This window comes from Glaciimonas sp. OK215 (genome assembly GCF_057787885.1).
Window position 1 is genome coordinate 5,471,550 of the sequence record NZ_CM173544.1, and the last position, 14,858, is coordinate 5,486,407.

Genomic DNA, 14,858 nt, shown 5'->3' on the forward strand with positions numbered 1-14,858 from the left:
GGGGAGATCCCCCATCCCTTTCTAAAATTTGACAATGAACAACCCCGCATCTTCTCGCGCGCTCGCCATTTTGGAAAGCCTGATCGCATTCGACACCACCAGTCGGAACTCGAATCTGGCGCTGATCGAATTCATCCGTGATTATCTTTTGCAGCATGACGTGACAAGCAACCTGATTTTTGACGAGAGCAAGAGCAAGGCAAACCTGTATGCAACGATCGGTCCGCACAACAAGCCAGGCATTTGCTTGTCCGGCCATACGGATGTTGTCCCCGTCGATGGCCAGAACTGGCATTCAAATCCGTACGCGATGACGCTACGCAATGGGCTGGCCTATGGCCGCGGCACGGCTGACATGAAAGGCTTTATCGCCTGCGTATTGGCAATGGTGCCGGAATTTACAGAACAAGCTCTCCAATTACCGCTTCATCTTGCGTTTAGTTACGATGAGGAGATTGGTTGCGTGGGCGTACGTGGCTTGCTGGCGGCACTCGAACAGGAGCCGGTACGGCCGCTCGCCTGCATTATTGGCGAACCAACTCTTATGCAGGTGGCCGTTGCCCATAAAGGGAAACAAGCCTACCGCTGCACCGTACACGGCAAGGCAGGGCATTCCGCATTAACCCACCTGGGCGTCAACGCGGTGGAATATGCCGCTAATTTGGTCGCCTTTGTGCAGCGCAAGGCTGACGAGATAAAAAATCATGGCGCGCACAACGCTGCTTTCGTGCCACCGCACACAACCTTGCACACGGGAAGATTCCGTGGCGGTATTGCCTTGAACATCATTCCTGAACATTGCGAATTCGATTTCGAAATTCGCAATCTTCCCGAGGAAGATCCGCACAGCATCATGAGCAGTATTCAATCCTATGCCCAGCATCGCCTTGAACCGGCGATGCGTGCAAAGCATCCCGACGCCCGAGTGAACTTCGAGAAACTTTCAGCGTATCCGGGGCTGCGGGGCGAAGGCTCAAAACCGCTGCAAAACCTGTGCTGTCAACTTGCGCAAAAACCCGACACGACCACGCTTTCCTTCGGCACAGAAGGCGGATTATTCGAAGCGATGGACATTCCTACCGTCGTCTGCGGTCCCGGCTCGATAGAACAAGCGCATCAGGCTGACGAATTTGTCGCGGTTGAACAGCTCAATCTGTGCCTTCAATTCCTTAGCGGCTTATGTGAGCAAATGTGCGTCCCCACTTTCTCCCTGGAGCCTGCCGCACAGCCTTCTTACTCCCATCAGTGAACCAGGCGAGGTATCTCGCTCGCACAGAAATCACTGAAGACCGTAACGATTTTCCGTGTGGGTGAGCTACCGATTGGTCATCACCAGGAATGAAAATCGTATTTTGCATCAGAAAATACTATTCAGGTTATCGATTTTCAATATTTTACATATGCACTTCAGAAGGTAATAATCCAGTCCTGATTTCGAATTTCAAACCTGCAATGGAATACGTTAAAAAATTGGCTGGTTTGTCGGATCAGGTAACCGCAGAACCAGTGCCAGAGACAGTTAAAAAAGTAACTTGAGGAGTAATGACCATGACACACAAAAGAATTCGAAAATTCAACACCAAGCAGACCTACCCTGAACAGAATCTGGACAATGATTTATGTCAAGCAGTCGTGGCCAATAATATTGTTTTTGTCCGAGGACAAATCGGGCAGGATCTGGATACCCGCGCTTCAGTGGGTATAGGTGATGTCGAAGCACAGGCAGATAAGGCCATGGCCAACATCAAGATGTTGCTGGAAGAGAGCGGAAGCCATCTGGATCATGTGTGCAAGATCACGATTTATCTGACTGATATCCGTTACAGAGAAGCGGTTTATAACGTAACCGGACGTTGGCTCAAAGGCGTATTCCCAGTCTCTACCGGTCTGGTGGTTACCGCACTGGCGCGTCCGGAATGGCTGGTGGAAATTGATGTGACTGCCGTCATTCCAGACAATAAATCAGTCGCTTGATTGAAACCGAATTATTAGTCGATGCCACCGGGCAGATGATGGAGCAGATTCACACCGCATTTAAGGACACAGACATGACAGTTGAAAAAATTGATACGCTTGTTATTGGCGCCGGGCAGGCCGGCGTGGCCATGAGCGAACACCTGAGCAATCTCGATGTGCCCCACCTCGTTCTGGAGCGCAATCGTATCGCCGAACGCTGGCGTTCGGAGCGCTGGGATTCTCTGGTTTGTAATGGTCCGGCCTGGCACGATCGTTTCCCGGGTCTTGAGTTCGACGACGTCGATCCCGACGCTTTTGCTTCGAAAGAAAGGGTTGCGGATTATTTTGAAGCCTATGCCAAGAAGTTCAACGCCCCCATTCGCACAGGCGTGGAAGTAAAGATGGTGAAACGCAATTCAGGCCGACCGGGTTTCACTATTGAAACCTCTGAAGGCGTGATCGAGGCCAAGCGCGTGGTTGCCGCAACCGGGCCTTTTCAGCGCCCTGTTATCCCGCCGGTCGCTCCTGCAGATGAGAAAATCAAGCAGATACATTCTGCCGAATATCGCAATCCTGAGCAATTGCCCAAGGGTGCTGTTCTGGTGGTTGGCGCCGGGTCGTCTGGGGTGCAGATCGCGGCTGAGCTGCAACGTGCCGGCAAGAAGGTCTACCTCTCGGTCGGAGCGCACGATCGTCCTCCGCGCGCATATCGTGACCGCGACTTCTGCTGGTGGCTGGGGGTTCTCGGCGAGTGGGATGCCCAGGCCATGAAGCCGGGAACGGAACATGTCACCATTGCAGTGAGCGGCGCTCAGGGCGGCCATACGGTTGACTTCCGGGTTCTTGCCAATCAGGGGATCAGTCTCGTTGGTATGACGAAATCGTTCAAAAACGATGTGGTGACCTTCCAGTCGGACCTTGCAGACAACATTGCGCGCGGCGATGAGAACTATCTGTCGTTGCTGGATGCAGCAGATGCCTATATTGAGCGCAATGGTCTCGACCTTCCGGAAGAGCCTGAAGCCCGCAATTTCCTCCAGGATCCGGAATGTTTGACCAATCCTATTCTTGAGCTAGACCTGGCCGGGGTTGGCGTTACCGCGATCGTGTGGGCAACCGGCTTTGCGGTTGATTACAGCTGGCTGAATGTCAACGCCTTCGATGAAAACGGCAAGCCGCAGCATCAGCGCGGAGTTTCGACCGAGCCTGGCGTCTATTTCGTGGGTTTGCCGTGGCTGTCGCGTCGTGGATCCACCTTCATCTGGGGCGTCTGGCACGATGCCAAGTATATTGCGGACCATATCGCCACGCAGCGCAAATATTTTGCCTATCGTGATGTCTCACAACGCAAGACAAAAGCAAAGGGCTGATCGAAAGGGTGGGCGACTGGCCGTGATGTTTTGTCCACCCCATTTCGTGTGAACCATCAATCTACGCGAGTCGAATCCACTTTCTCCCTGGAGCCTGCCGCACAGCCTTCTTACTCCCACCAGTGAACCAGGCGAGGTATCTCGCTCGCACAGAAATCACTGAAGATCGTAACGATTTTCCGTGTGTGTGAGCTACCGATGGTGGCGAGTCCAAGCGTGGTATGTCGCAGCCCCTTTTGTAGCGGGCGTACGATAAAACGCTGACCATCCAGTGCCTGGTCGCTCTTAAAAGGGAAATTCCAGATACTGTAACCAAAACCGTTCGCCACCATCGCCCGGACGACTTCCCCGTGTGCCGAGAGATAGGCAATATTTGGTTTTAGACGCGCTTCGGCAAACAGGGACAAAAAATATTCCTTGCTTAACGGCAGGTCAAGCAAGACCATCGGCTCATCGCACAGATCCGTGAGATTGATCATCTTTTTTTGCGCCAACTTGTGTTTCGTCGGCAGCAAAACATAAGGCGGCAAATCGACTAACGGCTGAAATTTCAATTCATTGGCAATGTTCAGATCGTAGGTCAGCACGCAATCAAGCGTGCCATCACCCAGTGCGGCCAACAGCGCTTTCTGGTCCCCTTCCACTATGTCAACTTTGGCGCCCGGATAACGGTCGGTAAATAGCTTGGTCAGCGACGATAAAAGGATCGGCGCAAATGTGACCAGGCAGCCAATGGCGATTGGCCCCGCAATCCCCTCGGAAAACTCATCCGCAACCGACATCACTTCCTGCGCATGCTTCAGCAACCCACGGGCTTCACGCAACAAGCGATGCCCGGCAGGCGTCAGCGAGATGCCCTGGGCATGATGCCGAATGAATAGCTGCACGCTAAACAGCGCCTCCAACTCCGCAAGCGCGGCCGAAATGGATGGCTGCGAGATATGCAACTGGCGTGCCGCCGCAGTCACGGACAGTGTTTCCGAGGCCGCCACAAAATAGCGCAACTGTCTCAGCGAAAAGGGAATGTGAGCTTTATCCATCGGTCGGCCTCCTGCAATAAATTCGTATTCTGCATCAGAAAATCCTATCTCAAAGATAAATATCTAATATTTTACATATTATTCGCGGAGAACAATAATGACCCAGTCAATTCGATCCGAACTTCATTTCAGATTTTCAGGAGGCCATGATGGCACCCACCGCGCAAGCAAACATGCAAGAGACAATGGATTTTCAGAAGACCGACCCGCAACTTCGTGCGCGCTTTGTTGAGGCTATGGGACTTAATGCAACATCGGTAAATGTTATTACCACCGCAGGAGAATCCGGTCGCTTCGAGCTGACTGTCGGCGCATTCAACTCCGTATCGGCAGATCCACCGACCCTATTGGTTTGTATCAACCGACGCAGCCCCGCCTGCAGCGCAGTGCTGAAAAACGGGAAATTTGCCATCAATATCCTCCATCAAAATCAGACCCACATTTCCGACACTTTCGCAGGCCGCCCGGCTTCAGGTGAGGCCTTTGATTTTTCCTGCTGCGAATGGATCGGCGGAGTAACCGGAATACCACTTATCAAGGACGCTGTCGCCTCGTTCGAGTGCCTGGTGGAAATCGTACACGATGTCGGATCTCACACCGTCTTTATCGGTCGTGCAGTAGCGGTAGAAAAATCGGAACAAAAACCACGCCTGTATTCAGGTCGTGGGTATGGTCATTTGTCTCTGGTTTAAGAGTTCATCAAAGAACAGTCGTGTCCCAACGTTCGTCATACGAAAGTGAGCTGAATTTCCATTTAGACGCTTGTCTGAATTTTCAGCGCCACCTCTATGTGATTTCTTCTCGTACGTTTCATTCCTGCTCCTAATACGCGCATCGCGCGTTCTCAATTGAGCAGAATTTCCACTTAGACGTCTGTCTGAATTTTCAGCGCCACTTCTGACATCTTGCGTCCGGAAGTTCTGACCCAACCACGCCTGCTGCCATCCCGCATGGCGCAATCGGTTGAAGGACGCCAAGGTGGGTTTTGTGGCTGCTCCAAGTCAGAAACAGGCACAAGCAGGCGCTCGCTCTAGCTCCAAATAGTTAATCACTTAGTCGCAGCTAACACGATCGGGTAATTACTATGCGCAACCACGACTGCTAGCATGTTTATGTCATTCCAATTCACCGTTTGAAGTCCGGATACCCACAATGAATTGCCAAATCACCTTACATCACACCAAAAGCATGCCAATCAATTTATGCGCTCAAATTCGGTAACCAGCGGTGAGTAAGGGTTGTCTAATTAGTCGTATTTCCATATTGATCCAAGAGGAGACAAACATGAAAGCATTAACGAAGAAGTTGAAGGCGAAGGCCCAGAGTGAATGGAACTTGAAAGGCCTGATTGGCGCCGTTGCATTGGGGGTGGCAGCTTTTTCCGCGATGCCCGCTCTGGCACAAGAAGAAAAAGCGCTGAATATTTACAACTGGTCGGACTACATCGGAGAGGACACGATCAAGAATTTCGAAAAAGAGACTGGTATCAAGGTCCGCTACGACAACTTCGACAGCAATGAAATCCTGCATGCAAAGCTGGTCGCCGGTAAGACCGGTTACGATATCGTGGTACCGTCCGCACACTGGGCACACCTGCAAATCGAAGCCGGCCTGGTGCGCAAGCTGGACAAGAGCAAGTTGCCCAATCTCGTCAATCTCGATCCCATCATCCAGGCCAATATCGCCAAGCTCGATCCCAACAATGATCATTTAGTCAGCTGGATGTGGGGCTACACCACGGTCGGCATCAATGTCGAAAAAGTCAAAGCCGCGCTCGGCGACCTGCCGATGCCCGACAATGTGTGGGATCTGGTGTTCGACCCGAAATATATTTCCAAACTGAAATCCTGCGGCGTCAATTTCCTCGATGCGCCATCGGAGATCATCCCGGCAGCCCTGCGCTATCTAGGTAAAAATCCCTATTCAAAAAATAGCGGCGATTATCAAGACGTGACCCGTTTGTTGCAAAAGATCCGCCCCTCCGTCACGCTGTTCAGTTCCTCCGGTTATATCAACGACATGGCGAATGGATCGATTTGCATGTCGCTCGGCTGGTCCGGCGATATGAACATCTCTCGTCAACGCGCGATTGAGGCCAAGAACGGCAACAACATCGAAGTGCTCATACCGAAGAACGGTGCAACATTGTTCTTCGATACGATGGAAATTCCAAGCGATGCGCAACATCCGAATAATGCATTGCTCTTCATGAATTACATCCTGCGTCCTGAAGTCCAGGCAGGACTGACGAATAAGGTGTTCTATGCCAATGCGAACATCCCCGCCCGCAAATTCGTCAAAAAAGAAATCGCCGAGAACAAGTCAGTTTTCCTGTCCGATGCCGACATGAAGAAGATGATTGCGCCGGAGTCCCTGAACAACGATATCCGCCGTCAAGTCACGCGGATTTTCACCCAGTTCAAGACCGGGCTCTGATCCACTGAGCAGGTCGTCCGGATTCGCCGGATGACCTGCAGCGTTTCCGACCAGACCTGCTTCCTTTCTTTTATTTTTTCGTATCGAGCCCGTCATGACCTCCGCTCCTCCAGTCATCTCCTTATCTTCTATCCCCATCGCCAACAGTGCCGGCCAACCGATTCTGCACATCCGCAACCTCGTCAAGGAATTCGACGGCGTGCGGGCAGTCGATGACGTCTCCGTCACCATCAACAAAGGCGAGATTTTCGCCTTGCTCGGCAGTTCCGGCTGCGGCAAATCCACGCTGCTGCGGATGCTGGCCGGGTTCGAGTCCCCGACCTCCGGCGAGATTTCGCTGGCCGGGCAGAACATCATCGGCATGCCGCCCTACCAGCGCCAGATCAACATGATGTTCCAGTCCTACGCCTTGTTCCCGCACCTGTCGGTCTGGGACAACGTCGCGTTCGGCCTGCGCCGCGACGGTATGCCGAAGGATGAAATCGCCGCCCGCGTCGACAAGATGCTGGACCTGGTGCAACTCAAGGCGTACGGCAAGCGCAAGCCGCACCAATTGTCCGGCGGCCAGCAGCAACGGGTCGCGCTGGCGCGCAGCCTGTCCAAGCGGCCGCAATTGCTGCTGCTCGATGAGCCGCTCGGCGCGCTCGACAAAAAGCTGCGCGAGCGCACCCAGCTCGAACTGGTCAACATCATCGAACAGGTCGGCGTGACCGTCGTGATGGTCACGCATGATCAGGAAGAGGCGATGAGCATGGCCTCGCGCATCGCGGTGATGAGCGAAGGACGGATTCTGCAGATCGGCAAACCGAGCGATATTTACGAAACGCCGAACTGCCGCTTCGTCGCCGATTTTATCGGTAGCGTCAATCTGTTCTCCGGCAAACTGATCGAGGATGAGCCCGACCATGTCGTCATCGCCTCGCCGGAATGCACCCATCACGTCGGGCATGGCATCACCGGGACCGTCGGCATGGCGGTGTCGGTCGGTATCCGCCCGGAAAAAATCGCGGTCAGCTTTGACATCCCCGGTGCGGCCAATGCACCGAATTGCGTGCAAGGCGAAGTGGTTGAGTTGGCTTATCTGGGCAGCTACACCGTATATCACCTGAAACTGGCCAGCGGCATGATCCTGAAGGCGACTTCCGCCAACACCGTACGCCATGCGACGCATCGGCCGAAGTGGGGCGACACAGTCTACGCCAGCTGGAATGACGACGCGATGGTGGTCTTGACCCAATAAGGAAGCAAACATGAAAAAATTACTTACCCGCCGTGCGTTCCAGCAGGCGGCGAAAGGCTTCGTCACGCTCCCGGACAGCCGCGTGAACGGTCTGCTGCGCGCCCCGTTGCGCTGGTTCAGCGGACGCCGCTTCGTCATCGGCGTGCCCTACATCTGGCTGCTGATCTGCTTTCTGGTGCCGTTTTTGATCGTGCTCAAGATCAGCATGGCGGAGATGGAAACCGGCAACCCGTTCGGCACCCTGCTGTCGTATGCCGATGGCGCTATCTCGCTGAAGATCAAGATCACCAACTACCTGTTCATTCTGCAGGACGACCTGTATTCGCTGACCTACCTCAGTTCATTGAAGTATGCGGCGATCACGACGCTGTTCTGTCTGCTGATCGGCTATCCGTTTGCGTATTTCATGGCGCGCGCCAAAGCGACGATCCGGCCGACCCTGATGATGCTGGTGATGCTGCCGTTCTGGACCTCGTTCCTGCTGCGCATTTATGCCTGGAAAGGGATCCTGGCCAACAACGGCCTGTTGAATCACTTCCTGCAGTCGGTGGGACTGACCGATGCGCCGCTGCATATGATGAACACGCCGTTTTCGCTGATCATCGGGATGGTCTACGCCTACCTGCCGTTCATGATTTTGCCGCTGTATGCGAACCTGGTGAAGATGGATGTGCGCTTCCTGGAAGCCGCCGCCGATCTGGGCGCGACGCCATGGCAGACCTTCTGGCGCATCACCGTGCCGCTGTCCAAGTCGGGCATCATCGCCGGCGCGATGCTGGTCTTCATTCCCTGTGTCGGCGAATACGTGATTCCGGAATTATTGGGCGGACCGGAGACGCTGATGATCGGTCACGTGCTGTGGGATGAATTCTTCACCAACAACGACTGGCCGATGGCGTCTGCGGTCACGGTCATGGTGATTCTGCTGATCCTGGTGCCGATGGGCATTTTCAATAAATATCAGACACAACAACACGCAGGGGGAAGAGCATGAACGGCTATCGCTGGTTCGGACGGAGTTGGCTGTCGCTGGGCTATCTGTTCCTGTATATCCCGATCCTGGTGCTGATCGTGTTTTCGTTCAACAGTTCGCGCCAGGACATGGTGTGGAGCGGCTTTTCCTTGCACTGGTATAGCGAGTTGCTGCAGGACACGGAAATCATCAGCGGGTTCGTGCTGTCGCTGAAGATCGCCGTGATGGCGGCCTGCGGCTCGGTGTTGCTGGGCACCTTTGCCGCCTACGTGCTGGATCGCTATCGCCATTTTTCCGGGCGCACGCTGTTCAACGGCATGGTCAATGCGCCGCTGGTGATGCCGGAAGTCATTATCGGGCTGTCGCTGTTGCTGATGCTGGTCTCGGTCGAGAAGCTGTTCGGCTTTCCGGACCGCGGCATGATGACGATCTGGCTCGGCCACACGCTGTTCGGCATGGCGTATGCCACCGTGGTGGTGCAGTCGCGCTTGCAAGAGATGAGCAAGTCGCTGGAAGAGGCGGCGATGGACCTGGGCTGCAAGCCGCATCAGGTGTTCTTTCTGGTGACCTTGCCGAACATCACGCAGGCGCTGGCATCGGCCTGGCTGCTGACTTTTACTTTGTCGCTGGACGATGTGGTGCTGTCCGAGTTCCTGACCGGCCCGGGCTATTCGACCATGCCGATCGTGATTTTTTCACGGGCGCGGCTGGGGCTCGACCCGCGCGTCAACGTGGTCGCCGCCTTGACGATTCTGGTGGTGAGCATCGGCGTGATTTTATCGAGCCTGTATATCGCCCGCGCCGAGCGCTTGCGCCAAAAACAGATTTCCGCTGCATTCCAGGCTGAAACGCTGCATTGAAATCCACACTATAACTACTCATAAGAGTCACAGGAGACAAGATGTTTAGCTTAAAAAAAACCGTCATCGCCATCGCGCTGGCCTTCCCGCTCGCGGCGTCCGCCCAGAGCATGCAGGAGATCAAGGCGGAACTCGATGCGTTGAAGAGCCAGGTAAAGAAACTCGAAGGGTTGGTGGAGCAGGCCAACGCCAAGGCAGATAGCGCCACCACTGCGGCCACTGCGGCCACTGCAGCGACGGCCACTGTTGCCGGCGGCGGATTCGATGACGATACCCGGGCCGATTTCAATCGCGTCAAGATGAAAACCGAAGGCCTGGAAGACCAGATGGAGGCGAGCGGTTTCAAGGGCCTGAAAATCTCCGGCTTCATGGACCCGACCTATATTTATAACCAGCGTCAGCAGACCAGCAGCTTCGTGTTCATGAAGAACTTTAACGATCAGCAGGCCAACGGCGGCACCAATAGCGCATACGCCTACGACAATGCCAACTTCGGTTCGGCACTGGTCAGGATTGAGAAGGAAATGGAAGGCGGCACCAAGTGGACGCTCGAATTGATGCCGCACAAGAGTGGTGGCGATGCGGCCGGCTTTAACAGCGGCTCGATCGTCAACCAGGCCTTCGTCAGCGTGCCGCTGGGTTCGCTCAACGATAAATTTCTGGCCGGTCAAATCAGCTCCTGGCCCGGTTATGAATTCGGGCTCTCTGGCGGTGGCATCAGTTCGAAAAAAACCATCACCAACAATTTGCTGTTTGATTTCACCGAACCGACTTTCATGACCGGTGCCGGCTACGAACATATCTCTGGCGCATGGGATTCGAAAGCCATCATTGCCAACCTGAACAATGGCCGCGTCACCGACCGCCGCGCTCCGGTACTGCACTGGCGCACCGATTACACCATCAATGAGTTCCAGGGCGTTGGTTTTTCCGGCTTGCATGGCAAGACTTCCGGCTCGACTTCGATCAATTATCTGGAGGCGGATACTTTCTATACCCGCGGCAGGGTGAATTTGCAGGGGCAGCTGGAGGTGGGACGGGCGCCAGGCGCCGCGTTTAATGGCGGCACTTCGCAATGGGTCGGCTTGTCGACGTTGGCCTCTTACAAAATGACGTCGCGTCTGGAAGGGATCGCCCGTTTCGATTACATCAAGAACGACAAAAACGGCGGTGGCGTGCCAGGCATCGGGTTCTCTCCCGGCTGCCAGAGCGCCGATCCGACGGATCCGACCGGGGCGACGACGATGCCTTCGAACTGCGGCGATTATCGCAACGGCTTTGGCCCGGGCATCAATAATGCCACCGGTCTGGTGGCCGATCCGAACCGGGGCGCCAACCGCATGGCGCTGACCCTGGGACTGGATTACGCATTGACGCCCAACGCCATGTTGAAATTTGAGGCGCGCTATGACCGGGCGACACAGAACACGTTCTTCGATGTCGGTTCCAATACCTATAAGAAGGACAATACCTTGTTGGGTGCTTCTACTGTAATCAGTTTTTAAGATGCTGGAAGGGGCCGGTCATTTTCAACATGCTGGCCCTGATAGCCAGACACGCTTCTTGATCAGGGAAACCAGTCGACGCCAGCAGATGACGGCGACTGGTTTTGACGCAATTCGATAGCAATAATGGCATCGCCAATATTGCTATCGTGCCGCTGAGAAAAAAGTTGAACGCCAGATGCGTTGTTGCCGATAGTCAGATAGCCGACATCCCCGGTCGCGTAAAAGCGCCCGGGGTTGAGAATGCGCGTAAAGGTGCGAGCTAAGCTGGCACGGTCATTTTCGCAGTGCGAACGACGTCACCAGCGCGCAATTGAGAATCAACGCAGTTGAATCCAGGTCGTTTTAAGCTGCGTGTATTTATCCAGTGCGTGCAACGACAGATCGCGGCCAAAGCCGGATTGTTTGCCGCCACCGAACGGGACGGTGACATCCAGCGCATCGACGGTATTCACCGATACCGTCCCCGCCTGTAGCCGCCGCGCAACCCGATGAGCACGATTCAGATTATCGGTCCAGACTGCCGCGGCCAGGGCATACAGTGAGTCATTCGCGATGGCGATCGCCTCTTCCTCTGTATCAAACGGAATCACCACCAGGACCGGGCCGAAAATCTCTTCCCTTGCCACGCGCATGCTGTTGTCGACGCCCGTGAAGATGGTGGGCTCGATGAAGTTGCCGGAACCGTTGATCTGCAACTGCCGTCCGCCGCAACGCAACGTGGCGCCTTCGGCACGGGCGATCTCAATATAGTCCAGCACCCGCTGCGTCTGCCGCGTATCGACGATGGCGCCTGAACGGCTGGCCGGATCCAGCGGATCGCCGGGTCGGCGCTGGTGCGCGTGCTGCAGCAGCTTTTCTACAAACACATCGTGAATGCTGCGTTCCACCAGCAGGCGTGAACTGGCCGAGCATACTTCGCCTTGGTTGGAGAAGATACCGAAGGCTGCCATTTCGGCAGCGCGGTCGAGGTCCTCGCAGTCGGCGAAGACAAGATTCGGGCTCTTTCCTCCGCATTCCAGCCATACCTGCTTCATATTCGACTGCCCGGCATACTTCAAGAATAGTTTGCCGATCTCGGTCGAACCGGTAAACACAATGCAGTCCACATCCTGGTGCAGGCCCAGGGCCTGCCCGGCAGTCTCGCCGTAACCCGGAACCACGTTGAAAACGCCGGCCGGAATCCCCGCTTCCAGGGCTAGTTCAGCCAGCCGCAGCGCCGATAGCGATGACTGTTCAGCCGGCTTCAGCACCACTGAATTACCTGCTGCCAGCGCCGGCGCCAGTTTCCATGCGGCCATGTCCAGCGGGAAGTTCCACGGCACTACCGCCGCGACCACGCCCAACGCTTCGCGCGTGATCATCGCCAGCGCGTTGTCGGCAGTGGGTGCGATCTGATCGTACAATTTGTCGATGGCCTCGGCATACCAGGCGAACACCCCGGCGGCCCCCGGCACATCGATGTTGTAGGCATCGCATACCGGCTTACCCATTTCCAGGCTGTCCAGCAGCGCCAATTCCTCTCTATGCGTGAGCACTAACTCGGACAGACGACGCAGCACCGCCTTGCGCTCTGCCGGCGCCAGGCCCGACCAGCGTCCCTCTTTGAACGCCTGGCGCGCAGACGCGACGGCAGCATTGACATCGGCGATATCGCAGGCCGCCACTTGGGTCAACTCTGCGCCGGTCGCAGGGTTGACGCTCGCAAAGGTTTTACCGGATTGGGCAGGAACGGGGACGCCATGAATGAATGCCAAATTGCGAAAGCGCATATTCTTTGCCTTCTCTTGCCAATAGCTCAGGTCTTTCAAAATATCTCTCCATAGGTTGATAGCTGCGTCAATAAGCTGATCAGGCGCGTTCGGCATTCGCCAACACGGCGCCCGCCAGGAGGATCAGGTTTACATGACACCAATCTCTTTGGCAGTGCGATCCACAGCCAGTTTGGTCTTGGCGACCAGTTCGTCAATGTCGGAACGGTTGGCCACCAGCGCCGGTGCCATGATCATGCGGCCTTGCGTTGATCGGATGATCAGGCCTTCGTCGAAACCGATGCAATGACAACGCCACGCGATATCGGCTTCGTTGTCGAAGCGCTTTCTGCGCACCTGGGATTGGGTGAACTGGAGTGCGGCAACTGCACCGACACCCTGGATTTCACCGATCAGCGGATGATCGGTGAACACGTCGCGCAATGCTTTCTGCAGGTAGGGACCGGTGTCGGTCTTGACCTGATTGACGATCCCCCCTTGGTCCAGCAACTTCAGGTTTGCCAACGCGACGGCAGCGGCAACCGGGTGCCCCTGATAGGTCAGGCCATGGGCGTAAACACCGCCTTTCTCGACCAGCGCCTGGCCGATACGGCGCGACAGCAGCAGGCCACCCATCGGTATGTAACCCGAGGTCAGGCCTTTGGCGATGCTGATGGTGTCCGGTTCGAAACCGAAGTGTTGATGCGCAAACCATTCACCGGTGCGGCCGAAACCGCCGATAACTTCATCGGCGCAGATGAGCACGTCGTATTTGCGGCAGATGCGCTGAATTTCCGGCCAGTAGGTCGACGGTGGAAAAATCATTCCGCCCGCGCCCTGGAACGGTTCCGCGACAAATGCCGCGACCTTGTCAGCGCCCAATGCGAGAATCCTTGTCTCCAGTTCCTGTGCCGCCTTCAGGCCAAAGGCCTCCGGCGACAGATCGCCATCGTGAGCATACCAATAGGGCTCGCCGATATGCTGTATGTTGACGATCGGCAGATCGCCCATTTCATGCATGAATTTCATGCCGCCGAGTGACGCACTGCCGACCGTGGAGCCGTGGTAGCCATTGTCGCGGCCAATCAGAATTTTTTTCTCCGGCTTGCCCATCACGTCCCAGTAACGGCGCACGGTGCGGATGAGTAGCTCGTTCGCTTCCGAGCCGGAATTGGTGTAGACGACGTGGCTGAAATCGCCCGGCAACAGCTCAAACAGCTTTTCCGTCAGATCGAGTACCGGCGCGTGCGTGGTGTGAAAAAACAGGTTGTAGTAGGACATATCTTGCAACTGCCGTGTCGCCGCTTCGATCAGTTCCTCGCGGCCATAGCCCACGGCAGTGCACCATAGGCCGGACATACCGTCGAGATACCGTTTTCCCTCGCTATCCCACAGGTGCATGCCCTTGGCCCGGACCATTACCCGGGGGCCTTCGGCGTTCAAGGCCTTTTGATCGAGAAAGGCGTGAATATGGTGGGCGGCGTCGATTGCCTGATATTTTCTGGTGCTGTGCAAAAGCGTGGTGTGGGCGTTCATCATTGAGATCTCTTTTCCAAGTTCGTGGGGCGAAATGATGTCAGCATCCTAGCAATCGTGGTGGCGATTGGTAATTACCCGCTCGTGTTAGCTGCGGCCAAATGATTAACCTGTTGATGTTAGGGGAGTGACGCTAACGGGATGAACGCATCCTTCCGGAAACGGCAGCAGAGTGCCAGAGTGGAAATGCG

12 protein-coding genes are annotated in these 14,858 nt (G+C 55.4%); 9 read left to right on the forward strand and 3 right to left on the reverse strand.

Annotated features, from left to right (window positions below; translation table 11 throughout):
• Positions 1-34: 34 nt before the first annotated feature.
• The 3 genes from argE (at position 35) to AC3CHX_RS25250 (ending at position 3,326) form a co-directional block, all read left to right on the forward strand.
• Positions 35-1,249, forward strand: coding sequence for an acetylornithine deacetylase (gene argE / locus AC3CHX_RS25240; RefSeq protein WP_488630711.1), 1,215 nt, complete (start codon positions 35-37; stop codon positions 1,247-1,249).
• A 299-nt stretch (positions 1,250-1,548) separates the two neighbouring features.
• Entirely contained in the window at positions 1,549-1,974 is a 426-nt protein-coding gene (locus AC3CHX_RS25245; RefSeq protein WP_488630712.1) for a RidA family protein, read from the forward strand.
• A gap of 74 nt (positions 1,975-2,048) precedes the next feature.
• On the forward strand, positions 2,049-3,326 hold the full coding sequence (locus tag AC3CHX_RS25250) for a flavin-containing monooxygenase (protein WP_488644928.1): 1,278 nt from the start codon (positions 2,049-2,051) through the stop codon (positions 3,324-3,326).
• A 110-nt stretch (positions 3,327-3,436) separates the two neighbouring features.
• Here the strand turns inward: AC3CHX_RS25250 and AC3CHX_RS25255 are convergent, their stop codons facing one another.
• Positions 3,437-4,366, reverse strand: coding sequence for a LysR family transcriptional regulator (locus AC3CHX_RS25255; RefSeq protein WP_488630713.1), 930 nt, complete (start codon positions 4,364-4,366; stop codon positions 3,437-3,439).
• 146 nt (positions 4,367-4,512) lie between these two features.
• On the opposite strand from AC3CHX_RS25255, the gene AC3CHX_RS25260 reads away from it, so the two are divergent.
• The 6 genes from AC3CHX_RS25260 (at position 4,513) to AC3CHX_RS25285 (ending at position 11,380) form a co-directional block, all read left to right on the forward strand.
• The gene (locus AC3CHX_RS25260) at positions 4,513-5,058 is read left to right on the forward strand and encodes a flavin reductase family protein (RefSeq protein ID WP_488630714.1); all 546 of its coding nucleotides are present in this window, start codon (positions 4,513-4,515) and stop codon (positions 5,056-5,058) included.
• A gap of 694 nt (positions 5,059-5,752) precedes the next feature.
• The gene (locus tag AC3CHX_RS25265; protein ID WP_488644929.1) at positions 5,753-6,802 is read left to right on the forward strand and encodes a polyamine ABC transporter substrate-binding protein; all 1,050 of its coding nucleotides are present in this window, start codon (positions 5,753-5,755) and stop codon (positions 6,800-6,802) included.
• A 94-nt stretch (positions 6,803-6,896) separates the two neighbouring features.
• Positions 6,897-8,042 (forward strand): ABC transporter ATP-binding protein, encoded by a 1,146-nt coding sequence (locus AC3CHX_RS25270; protein WP_488630715.1) that lies wholly within the window; start codon positions 6,897-6,899, stop codon positions 8,040-8,042.
• 10 nt (positions 8,043-8,052) lie between these two features.
• Positions 8,053-9,036, forward strand: a complete 984-nt coding sequence (locus AC3CHX_RS25275) for an ABC transporter permease subunit (protein ID WP_488630716.1) — start codon at positions 8,053-8,055, stop codon at positions 9,034-9,036.
• The gene (locus AC3CHX_RS25280) at positions 9,033-9,875 is read left to right on the forward strand and encodes an ABC transporter permease (protein WP_488630717.1); all 843 of its coding nucleotides are present in this window, start codon (positions 9,033-9,035) and stop codon (positions 9,873-9,875) included. Before AC3CHX_RS25275 ends, AC3CHX_RS25280 begins: the two co-directional genes overlap by 4 nt.
• Positions 9,876-9,916: 41 nt before the next feature.
• Positions 9,917-11,380, forward strand: coding sequence for a DUF3138 family protein (locus AC3CHX_RS25285; protein WP_488630718.1), 1,464 nt, complete (start codon positions 9,917-9,919; stop codon positions 11,378-11,380).
• 320 nt (positions 11,381-11,700) lie between these two features.
• On the opposite strand, the gene AC3CHX_RS25290 is transcribed toward AC3CHX_RS25285, so the two are convergent.
• Together AC3CHX_RS25290 and AC3CHX_RS25295 are read right to left on the reverse strand one after the other, a co-directional pair.
• Positions 11,701-13,152 carry an aldehyde dehydrogenase gene (locus AC3CHX_RS25290; protein WP_488630719.1) on the reverse strand — a complete coding sequence of 484 codons (1,452 nt, stop codon included), beginning with the start codon at positions 13,150-13,152 and terminating at the stop codon, positions 11,701-11,703.
• Between the two features lie 129 nt (positions 13,153-13,281).
• A complete protein-coding gene (locus AC3CHX_RS25295; RefSeq protein WP_488630720.1) occupies positions 13,282-14,670 on the reverse strand; it encodes an aspartate aminotransferase family protein in 1,389 nt (462 codons plus the stop codon).
• Positions 14,671-14,858: the final 188 nt, after the last annotated feature.

Bases quoted from the DNA above. Each gene is read 5' to 3' on its own strand.
- AC3CHX_RS25275 (WP_488630716.1), top strand. From the start codon at position 8,053: ATGAAAAAATTACTTACCCGCCGTGCGTTCCAGCAGGCGGCGAAAGGC.
- AC3CHX_RS25260 (WP_488630714.1), top strand. From the start codon at position 4,513: ATGATGGCACCCACCGCGCAAGCAAACATGCAAGAGACAATGGATTTT.
- argE (WP_488630711.1), top strand. From the start codon at position 35: ATGAACAACCCCGCATCTTCTCGCGCGCTCGCCATTTTGGAAAGCCTG.
- AC3CHX_RS25255 (WP_488630713.1), bottom strand. From the start codon at position 4,366: ATGGATAAAGCTCACATTCCCTTTTCGCTGAGACAGTTGCGCTATTTT.
- AC3CHX_RS25250 (WP_488644928.1), top strand. From the start codon at position 2,049: ATGACAGTTGAAAAAATTGATACGCTTGTTATTGGCGCCGGGCAGGCC.
- AC3CHX_RS25245 (WP_488630712.1), top strand. From the start codon at position 1,549: ATGACACACAAAAGAATTCGAAAATTCAACACCAAGCAGACCTACCCT.
- AC3CHX_RS25280 (WP_488630717.1), top strand. From the start codon at position 9,033: ATGAACGGCTATCGCTGGTTCGGACGGAGTTGGCTGTCGCTGGGCTAT.
- AC3CHX_RS25270 (WP_488630715.1), top strand. From the start codon at position 6,897: ATGACCTCCGCTCCTCCAGTCATCTCCTTATCTTCTATCCCCATCGCC.
- AC3CHX_RS25295 (WP_488630720.1), bottom strand. From the start codon at position 14,670: ATGATGAACGCCCACACCACGCTTTTGCACAGCACCAGAAAATATCAG.
- AC3CHX_RS25265 (WP_488644929.1), top strand. From the start codon at position 5,753: ATGCCCGCTCTGGCACAAGAAGAAAAAGCGCTGAATATTTACAACTGG.
- AC3CHX_RS25290 (WP_488630719.1), bottom strand. From the start codon at position 13,152: ATGCGCTTTCGCAATTTGGCATTCATTCATGGCGTCCCCGTTCCTGCC.
- AC3CHX_RS25285 (WP_488630718.1), top strand. From the start codon at position 9,917: ATGTTTAGCTTAAAAAAAACCGTCATCGCCATCGCGCTGGCCTTCCCG.